At 38.3% G+C, this 9,727-nt stretch carries 8 protein-coding genes; 1 reads left to right on the forward strand and 7 read right to left on the reverse strand.

What is annotated here, in order from left to right; genetic code table 11:
- Positions 1-15 precede the first annotated feature (15 nt).
- The 5 genes from DDF69_RS21060 to DDF69_RS21080 form a co-directional block, all read right to left on the reverse strand.
- Complete coding sequence (locus DDF69_RS21060; RefSeq protein WP_114822515.1) at positions 16-3,156, reverse strand: efflux RND transporter permease subunit; 3,141 nt, start codon at positions 3,154-3,156, stop codon at positions 16-18.
- A gap of 9 nt (positions 3,157-3,165) precedes the next feature.
- Positions 3,166-4,311, reverse strand: a complete 1,146-nt coding sequence (locus tag DDF69_RS21065) for an efflux RND transporter periplasmic adaptor subunit (protein ID WP_114822516.1) — start codon at positions 4,309-4,311, stop codon at positions 3,166-3,168.
- A 218-nt stretch (positions 4,312-4,529) separates the two neighbouring features.
- A complete protein-coding gene (locus DDF69_RS21070; protein ID WP_114822517.1) occupies positions 4,530-5,444 on the reverse strand; it encodes a helix-turn-helix domain-containing protein in 915 nt (304 codons plus the stop codon).
- Between the two features lie 85 nt (positions 5,445-5,529).
- A complete protein-coding gene (locus tag DDF69_RS21075) occupies positions 5,530-6,276 on the reverse strand; it encodes a metallophosphoesterase (RefSeq protein ID WP_114822518.1) in 747 nt (248 codons plus the stop codon).
- Positions 6,277-6,396: 120 nt separating this feature from the next.
- The gene (locus tag DDF69_RS21080) at positions 6,397-7,785 is read right to left on the reverse strand and encodes an MFS transporter (protein WP_114822519.1); all 1,389 of its coding nucleotides are present in this window, start codon (positions 7,783-7,785) and stop codon (positions 6,397-6,399) included.
- A 142-nt stretch (positions 7,786-7,927) separates the two neighbouring features.
- On the opposite strand from DDF69_RS21080, the gene DDF69_RS21085 reads away from it, so the two are divergent.
- Positions 7,928-8,398: an Lrp/AsnC family transcriptional regulator gene (locus DDF69_RS21085; RefSeq protein ID WP_034696927.1), complete on the forward strand. Its 471-nt coding sequence runs from the start codon at positions 7,928-7,930 to the stop codon at positions 8,396-8,398.
- Positions 8,399-8,443: 45 nt separating this feature from the next.
- On the opposite strand, the gene DDF69_RS21090 is transcribed toward DDF69_RS21085, so the two are convergent.
- Together DDF69_RS21090 and DDF69_RS22360 are read right to left on the reverse strand one after the other, a co-directional pair.
- A complete protein-coding gene (locus DDF69_RS21090) occupies positions 8,444-9,313 on the reverse strand; it encodes an IS3 family transposase (RefSeq protein WP_228411904.1) in 870 nt (289 codons plus the stop codon).
- Positions 9,310-9,727 (reverse strand): transposase (locus DDF69_RS22360; protein ID WP_410494286.1); only part of this gene is annotated, 418 nt, incomplete at its 5' end. The genes DDF69_RS21090 and DDF69_RS22360, both read right to left, overlap by 4 nt.

Below are 9,727 nucleotides of genomic sequence, written 5' to 3' on the forward strand. Positions count from 1 at the left end.
TTAAAATCATTTGAATTAATATTCCCAATCTGCATCGGTTACTACCCTTCCGTTGATTCTTTCATGCAATGCCTGGAATACCACAAAAAGAACAGGAACTACAAAAATCCCTAAGATGGTTCCGAAAAGCATCCCTGAAATGGCTGAATACCCGATGGAATGGTTCCCCATCGCTGAAGGACCTACCACGAACAACAATGGAATCAACCCGGTGATAAATGCAAGGGAAGTCATTAAAATAGGTCGTAAACGGGCTTTTGCTCCTTCTACTGCAGATGCGATAAGGCTTTTCCCGGCTCTACGTCTCTGAATCGCAAATTCTACGATCAGGATACCATTTTTCGCCAGCAATCCGATCAGCATTACCAAAGCAATCTGTACATAAATATTATTGGAAAGTTCCGCAAACGTAATTCCTACAAATACTCCTGAAAGTCCTACCGGAATCGCAATCAATACTGCAAGCGGAAGAATATAACTTTCATACTGCGCAGATAAAAGGAAGAATACAAATACAATACATAATCCGAAGATCATGACAGATTGCGAGCTTGAACCTGCTTCTTCACGGCTCATTCCTTTATAATCGTAAGTATATCCCGGAGGAAGTACCTGCTTGCTTACTTCTTCAATAGCTGCCATAGCCTGTCCGGTACTGTATCCCGGAGCTGCCATCACGGTTAAATTGGAAGAATTAAATAAGTTAAAACGATCTACTACCTCAGCTCCTGTTACCTGTTTCAGGCTTACCAATGTATTGACAGGAACCATCTGGCCTAGATTATTTTTAACGAAAATTCCGTTCAGGGATTCTTTATCCTGTCTTGTTTCCGGTGTAGACTGAACCAATACTCTGTAATATTTCCCGAATCTGTTGAAATCAGAAGCCTGAATACTTCCATAATATCCCTGCAATACGCCTAAAACATCAGAAACATTTACTCCCAACTGAGCAGATTTCACTTCATCTACAAGCACTTCAAACTGTGGATAGGTAACATCAAACGTGGTAAATGCCACTGCTACTTCCGGTCTCTGCATTAAAGCACCCATCATTCCATAGGAGATATTTCCTAAATTCTGAAGTTCTCCGTTGGTACGGTCCTGAAGCACAAGCTCCATTCCACTGGTATTACCGAAACCGTCTACCGTTGGCGTATTGATCACAAGGAAATTGGCTCTTTTGTCCTGTGAAAGCATTCCCTGGGTTTGTCCGATGATGTCATTGATATTATTAACAGCACCTCTCTCGCCTCCTTTTTTTAATTTAACGAAAATAGAAGCTGCCGATGAAGACATGGAACCACTGAATAAGTTCAGCCCATCTACCGAAATCACTTTATCTACTGCCGGATTTTTCATTAAAAGATCTTCCGTATCGGAAACAACTTTAGAGGTTCTGTCCTTTGAAGCTCCGGGAGCAAGATTGGCAGTTACAATAATGAAACTCTGGTCTTCATCCGGAATAAATCCTTTAGGTGTTGTCATCGACATCCATGCAAACAATCCTCCGAAGGCTACAATAATAACCAAAGCCACCCATTTTCTTTTTAAAAGGAATAATACCGCTTTTCCATAACGGAAAGTCAGTTTATTGAAGCTTGCATTGAAACCTGCAAAGAAGCGGTCTTTGAAATTCATTTTCTCATGCGTTCCCGGATGGTGTTGTTTTAAGAATAAAGCACATAAAGCAGGACTCAACGTCAATGCGTTAATTGCTGAGATTACAATCGCAATCGCCAGTGTAAGTGCAAACTGCTGGTAGAACAGTCCCGTAGAACCACTCATAAAAGCTACCGGAACGAATACGGCAGACATAATCAACGTAATCGAAACAATAGCTCCTGTGATCTCACTCATGGCAGACATCGTAGCCGCTCTTGGATTGAGCTTTTTATGTTCCATTTTAGCATGAACCGCCTCTACCACTACAATCGCATCATCCACCACGATACCAATCGCCAACACTAATGCGAACAAGGTCAGAATATTGATAGAGAATCCGAAAATCTTCATAAAGAAGAATGTTCCTACAATCGATACAGGAACTGCAATCGCCGGAATTAAAGTAGAACGGAAATCCTGAAGGAAAATATACACCACAATGAAAACGAGAATAAACGCCTCTATCAGGGTATGAATCACCTGTTCTATGGATTGATCCAGGGCATCTTTTGTAGCATAAGGAATTTCATAATCCATTCCTGCAGGGAAGGATTTTTCCAGTTCCTTCATTCTTTCCTGAAGCGCAATCTGTACTTCATTGGCATTGGATCCTGCCATCTGGAAAATCGCCATCGTTACAGATGCTTTTTTGTTATAATTCGAAGAAACCGTATAGCTGTACGCTCCGAATTCTACTTTGGCAATATCTTTTAATTTTAAAACAGAACCATCATTCAACGCTTTGATGGTAATATTTTCATATTGCTCAGGCTCTGTAAATTTTCCTTTGTAGCGAAGCACATATTCCATCACCTCTTTACTTCTTTCCCCTAATCTTCCGGGTGCTGCTTCCAGGTTTTGAGTTTGAATGGCACGTGAAACATCGGAAGGGGTAAGATTGTATGAGGTCAGTTTATTCGGATCCAGCCAGATACGCATGGAATAATCTTTATTTCCGTATACCATGGCATCTCCTACCCCTTTTACCCTTTTCAGTTCCGGAACGATATTGATTTTCGCATAGTTTTCAAGGAAAAGATCACTCATCGTACCATCTTTACTGGTCAGAGAGACCATGGCAATCATACTGTTCTGTCTTTTCACCGTAGTGATTCCAGCCTGAATTACCTCTGCAGGAAGCTGATTGGTCACCTGCGCTACTCTGTTCTGAACGTTAATGGCTGCCTGATCGGGATCTGTTCCCAATTTGAAAATAACCGTAATACTCAACGTACCGTCATTACTCGCTGTGGAAGTAATATAATCCATATTTTCCACTCCATTGATGGCATTTTCCAATGGTGGTGCTACGGACCTTGCAATGGTTTCAGCATTGGCTCCCGGATAGGCCGCTGTTACCATAACGGTAGGTGGCGCAATGTCCGGAAATTTTGTAATCGGAAGGCTTACCATCCCGACGATCCCCAAAATAACAAGCAATACGGAGATAACCGTTGCCAGTACGGGTCTTTTTATAATTTTCTTTAACATGATTTCTTCTTAGGATTTTTTCTGTTGAGCATTTTTCTTTTGTGCCACGACAGGAGTTCCCGGCTGTAATCGGTCAAAACCGCTGGTGATATATTCATCTCCAGCCTTAAGTCCTTTGGCGACAATGAAATTGTCCCCGGCCTTTCCATTCACTTCTACAGGCAGCATAGCTGCTTTCCCACCCTGAATGGTAAATACAAAAACTTTATCCTGAATGGTTCTGGTAGAAGCAATCGGAAGTAAAACAACATTGCTGTAGAACTGATCCAGTACAATTTTTCCGGTGTTTCCGCTTCTCAAAAGATTGTTGGGATTGTTGAATTTTGCTCTTAAAGTGATTGATCCTGTTGTTTTATTAAACTGACCTTCCACAGCATCAATCTTTCCGGTCTCAGCATATTTTTCACCTCCTGAAAGCAATAATGAAACTGCCGGAGTATTTTTGATCACCTCATCAATACTGCTTCCTGTGTACTGTTTCTGGAAATTATTAAAATCATTTTCGCTCAGACTGAAGTAGGTATACACCTGATGAATGTCTGACAATAAAGTAATCGGATCCTGATTACTAGGAGTCATCAAACTTCCCAGACGATAATTGAACCTTCCGATAAATCCGCTTACCGGAGCTTTAATGGTAGAGAAATTAAGATTAATTTTTGCAGATTCAATGGTTGAGGTAGACTGACTTACCGCTCCACGTGCTGCATTATAAGCTGCTTCCGCTTCTTTTACCTGAATTTCCGAAACCATTTTGTTTCTGAACAGTTCTTTTTTTCTGTCCAGATCAATTTTAGAAGTGGAAAGATTCGCCTGAGCGGTAATCAAAGATGCCTGAGCACTTTTCAGCTGTTCACGGAAGACCTGATCTTCAATTTTGAACAACGGCTGACCTGCCCTCACAAAGTCACCTTCATCTACAAAAATTCTGCTTAAATATCCTGTTACCTGAGGTCTTATTTCCACATTGGAAACTCCCTCGATAGATGCTGCATATTCTCTGGAAACAGAAGCGTCTCCCTGTGTTACTTTGGCCACAGGTAATTCCGGCGCCTGCTGCTGATAGCCCTGGTTTTGATTATTTTTCCTGCACCCTGCCAATACGATCAGTGAGAGGAAAAGTAGAGTCGATTTTTGAATAAAAAATCTTTGCATAACAATAGTCCTTTTAAATTTTCCGCACAAAAATCGAACGAAAAAAATTCAATAGGATTATTCGAAAAACTCCTTGTTTTGTCAAAAAGACTCCTAATTTTGAAAAACATGAGAAATATCATTCATAGACAATATAAATAACACTATTTACTATTATTAATCAAAATAATAGTTGAAATTTGGTAAAAAGACGTCTTAAAAATACAAGTTAGTGATTATCAATACAAATCATCTTTTTTATATTCCAATGGAGACCTTCCCGCGTGTTTTTTAAAAAATTTACTAAAAGACGCCTGATCTGAAAAACTCAGCTTTGATGCGACCTCACTGACATTCAGGTTGGGATTTTTCAGCAGAAGTCTGGCTTCTACAGCCAATACCTGATGGATAATATCTCTCGGGGATTTAAAGACCGTTTTATTGATCACCTTCGTAAGGTATTTACGGCTGATAAAAAGTTTATCGGCATAGAACTGAACGTTGTGCTCTTCTTTGAAATGATCCTGAACAAGTTTAAAGAAACTGGTCGTCAACTCATCTTCTCTGTGGGTAACCGGATGAGGTCTTTCCGTTTTCTTGAAATAATTATCAATTTCGTAAACCACCAGTGAAAAGTGATGCCATATCATTTCTTTGAAATAATAATTCTCTTTTTCTTTATCATTCAAAACCTTCAGCTCATCGAGATGGAAATTCACTTTCCTGTAGACGTCCGGTTCATTCCTGATGATATTGGCCGGATCGGAAGATAAGCTCTTAAGGACATTATTTGATTTATAATTAAAGCCTGCATCGGATATAAAGCTCAGCGAAAAGAAAATATATTTAGCATTGTAATCTTCTGTAATTTCATCCAGCCAAAACGTTTCCAGCATGGGACAAAAAATAATATCACCTTTGGTCACGCTATAGCTCTTATCATCCAACCTGAATGTAACACCTCCTTTCTGCACCATAAAAATGCAGAAATAATCGGAACGATAAGGCATATTCGGTTGTATAATGTAGTTTGCCTTATCAATTTCCATCACTACAAATTCCTTGATTCTAAGATCAAACTCCACTTGCTGAAGTACTTCATCAAAGGCCAGCTGGGAAACAAAATCAGGTTTTGGTTGGGATTTTTTAGGCATTGAAAAGAAAATTAAACACGAAGGTAGTGGAAAAAGGAAAAAGCGCCAAGAAGCCCCATCATCAAATTTTACTTTTTATTGCTTGCTAAACAACAATCAGCAATTCCTTATCATATCCGTTATATTTTTCATCAATATAGCCATGAGGATTACAAATCACTTCTGTTTCTCCTATTTTATATCTGCACGGCGTATGAATATGCCCATGAATCCAGTATAACGGTTGATGCTTTGTGATTAAATCTTCCAGATCTGAAGCATACGCCGCTGTTAAAGGATCTTCTTTGTAATGTTCAGGAACGGATTGTATACTGGGTGCATGATGGGTAACGATTATATTTTTAAGTCCTTTTGAGTCTTCAAGACTTTCGTTTAACCATTGTTTTGAAAGCTGATGAATTTTAAAAGTATCTAAAGTCCTCATTTTTGAATAAGAAGGATCTCTTCTGATCATTTTATAATCGTTCATTTTAGACTGACAAAGCATTCCGTACTGAACAGGATTTCCAAAGATTGAAAAATCTGTCCACAGCGTTGCCCCATGAAAACGAATACCATCAATGTCTATAAATGAATTTTCCAGCACGTGGACATTGGAGTCCAGCGCTGCCTCTCTGATCTTATGAAGTGTTTTAGGATATGAACCTTTATAGTATTCATGATTACCCAAAACATAGATTACAGGTTTATTGGGTATTGTTTCTTTAATCCATTCAATCCCTTTGTTTCCCAGATTGATATCGCCTGCCAGCACCACCACATCTGCGTGATCAAAACATAATTCCGTACTTCCAAATTCTCGATGAAGATCGCTGATGACCTGTATTTTCATGATATATAGTAAACAGCAAAGGTAATGAAGGGAAACAGAATAGCAAAAATCAAAAAAAAGAACCGGCACCTAAGCACCGATTCTTTCCTCATATAGTTTGTGTATTTTTAAGGCCGCTTGTTATGAAACGGCTACTTCTGCCTGCTTCACTTTTACGCTTTTCAATATAAAATAGAATAACATTCCGAGTGCTAATAAAGCGTAGCTGATCAAAATAATCAGATTTAAGCTTCCCACTGATAATTCTGACGGAAAGATCTGACTCATCAACGTCATGAATGACAATCCAATCCCTGCTCCCAAAAAGTAACTCGTAGAGCTCAAACTTGATGCCAATCCGTAATGTGCTGGTTCCACATCCTGAATTCCCATCACTGAAAGTGCGGTAAAACAAAACGTCATTCCAACTCCGGAGATGCATGCAGCTCCCAATAAAACAATTGTTAGCAGATGTCCTGCATAAACAGAAATCAGCAGCAATAATCCTCCGGCCAGCATAAATGACCATCCTAAAACACCCATTTGAGAAGAACTCAGACGTTTTGATATGTGCGGCAGAATAAATTTAGCCGTCAAGGCAGACAAAACACTGAACGGGACAAGCATTAACCCTGCAGAAGCAGCACTATATCCCATATCTTTCTGAAGCATCAGTGAAATCAGGAATAAAAACCCGATAAAAAATGCTCCCAGGGTAAAAAATACTGCATTGGAAACGACTAAAGATCTGTGTTTAAATAGTTTTAAATCTACCAAAGGTTCTGCAACAGATTTTAAACGGTAGTATACCATAACAAGCAGTACTAATGCCAAAACCAAAGAACCGGTTATCAGGAAAGGCTGTTCTTTAATATGAATCAATTCGTGTGTTCCGTAAGTCAGACTTAAAAGCCCAAGCACCATTAATATTCCTGAAACCATATCTGTTTTCTGAGCGGTTTCATTTTTCTCATCTGCCGGCAGATAATAGTGCGACAACACCAATGTGATCAAAAGAATAGGAACATTGATCAGGAAAACCCAGTGCCAGCTCAGGTAAGTACTGATAATTCCTCCTACTGAAAGACCACTTCCTGAACCAATGGCTGCAAATGAACTGAAAATTCCGATTGCACGGTTTCGTTCCTGTTCTCCTCTGAAGGTATTGGTCACAATGGACAACGCAGAAGGCATCACTAACGCAGCTCCCAATCCCTGCAAAGCACGGAATATAGCCAGCACTTCAAAGTTTTGAGACAATCCTGCTCCTAACGAAGTCAGCATAAAAATCAGCGCTCCAAGGAGAAACATTTTCTTTCTTCCGATCTGATCTGAAAGCTTTCCTCCAATAATCAGAAATCCTCCAAAGAACAATACATAAAGCGTCTGCAGCCACTGAACCGTCTCTGCCCCAATCTGAAACTGCTGCTGAATGGAAGGAATGGTTAAATTAATAATGGCAATATCCAACGCCTCTACAAATGTCCCTACCGATGCTAAAATTAATATTACATTCTTCCTTGTATCCATGTTTCAAATTTCCTGCAAAATTAAAATTAACAGAACGTATTTGAAAATTTAACCTTAAATTTGGAACAATATTGAATATTGAAAACATTTAAAAGAACAAAGCATCTGATCTATCAGAAAAAATGTATAAAAACAGAACAAAATGGCAACTGAAAATTATATTCCGGATGAAAAAGACTTATCCATTCTCCGTCTGCTTCAGAAAGACGCGAAGATGAGTGTGCGTGATATTTCGGCAAGGATCAATTTGAGTCCTACGCCTACGCATGAGCGTATCAAACGTATGGAAAAACAGGGAATCATTAAAGAATATACGGCTGTGGTAGACCGCAAAAAGGTCAATAAAGGGATGATGGTGATCTGTATGATCGCTTTAAATGTTCACAATAAAAAAACTGCGGGGAAATTTATTGAGGAAGTCGGAAAGCTGAAAGAAGTGGTAGAATTTTACAATATCAGTGGGGATTTTGATTTTATGCTGAAGATCCTAGCCCCTAATATGGATGAATTTCATGAGTTTTTTGTCAACAAACTATCGGAAATAGAAGGCATTGGGCAGACTAAAAGTATTTTTGTGATGAACAGCATCAAGGAAAGCGCTCAGATTGTTTGACTAGTCCTGAAAATCTGATACAGATTATAGTACAAAAATAAATAATTAAACCAGAGTAATTTTACTATTGCTTTGGTTTTTGTTTTTATAGGTTTTCATTTTAATTTGTGACTGTTTATGCATTTGGTTTGGAGTTAGATAATGATTTGAAAAATGTGGGCGTAAATTATTGTAGATTTCGATAGATTCATTTACTATCTTTTTCCTTAAATTGTTGTTTATATCATGTTTATCAATATCAAACTCATGCTTTAAAATACCATTTATTCTCTCTGCTACTGCATTTTGATAAGGATCAGAGTTTTGTGTCATACTACATTTTAATTGATGTTTCTGTAAAAGTCTTTGATACTCATTCGAGCAGTATTGTAAACCACGATCGGAATGATGGATTAAAGATTCTCTCATACCTTTATACTTCTTTAGAGCTCTTTTTAAAGCTATAATACTACTCTGTGTATTTAAATTGTCTGCAACAAAGTGTCCCATTATTTTCTTAGAATACGCATCAGTTATTAAACTTAAATAGCTTGGATTTTTTCGGTTCCCTATATAAGTAATATCTGCAACCCATACCTGGTTGGGCTTTGTTATCTGATAGTCAAGGAGCAGGTTCTTATGCTTTCTAAAACGATGATGAGAGTTGGTTGTAATGTGATAGCTTTTGCGAGGTTCAATCAATAAATGATTAGCTTTTAAGATGGCAAAGAATTTATCTCTCCCTACCTTAATGGAGCTTAAGGATCTCTGTAAAATAAAATATAATTTCCTGCCTCCTAACCGGGGCATCTTAACACGAAGATTCTCTACCAGCTTTACTACCTCTGAAGCTTTATCTTTACAAACTTTCGTACGCTTGATACTTCTATAATAGATTTGTCTATTTAACCCTAACAATCCACAAGTAAAAATCAAAGTTTCTTTTTCTTTACTGCGGAAGTAATCGATTGTTCGGGTGGTGAGTTTTTTCGAATATCAATGTGATATTCTTTCTCAGCCAGATCAATCATCATATCAAAAAATATGGACTTCTTATCTGCAATATAAGCCTGCTTTTCTAAAAAAGCCTTTTGCTTTTCAAGAAGCCTTACCTGGGCTTCTAATTCCATAATACGTTGTTCAGGTGTTTTTTCCATGGCATAAGGTCTTTGGTTTTCCCAATCAAAGTTACCATATTTTCTCAGCCAATTTAAAATAGTACCATGAGATTGAATACCATATTTCTTACGACAACTAGTAATAGTGGATGCTCCACATTCAACTTCTTTCACGATTTGAAGTTTTAAACTTAAACTGTAATCCTTCTGTGTGCGTTTAATGTACGTGGAT

Origin of the sequence: Chryseobacterium sp. KLBC 52 (assembly GCF_003347605.1) — a bacterium.
Taxonomy (GTDB): Bacteria; Bacteroidota; Bacteroidia; order Flavobacteriales; family Weeksellaceae; genus Chryseobacterium.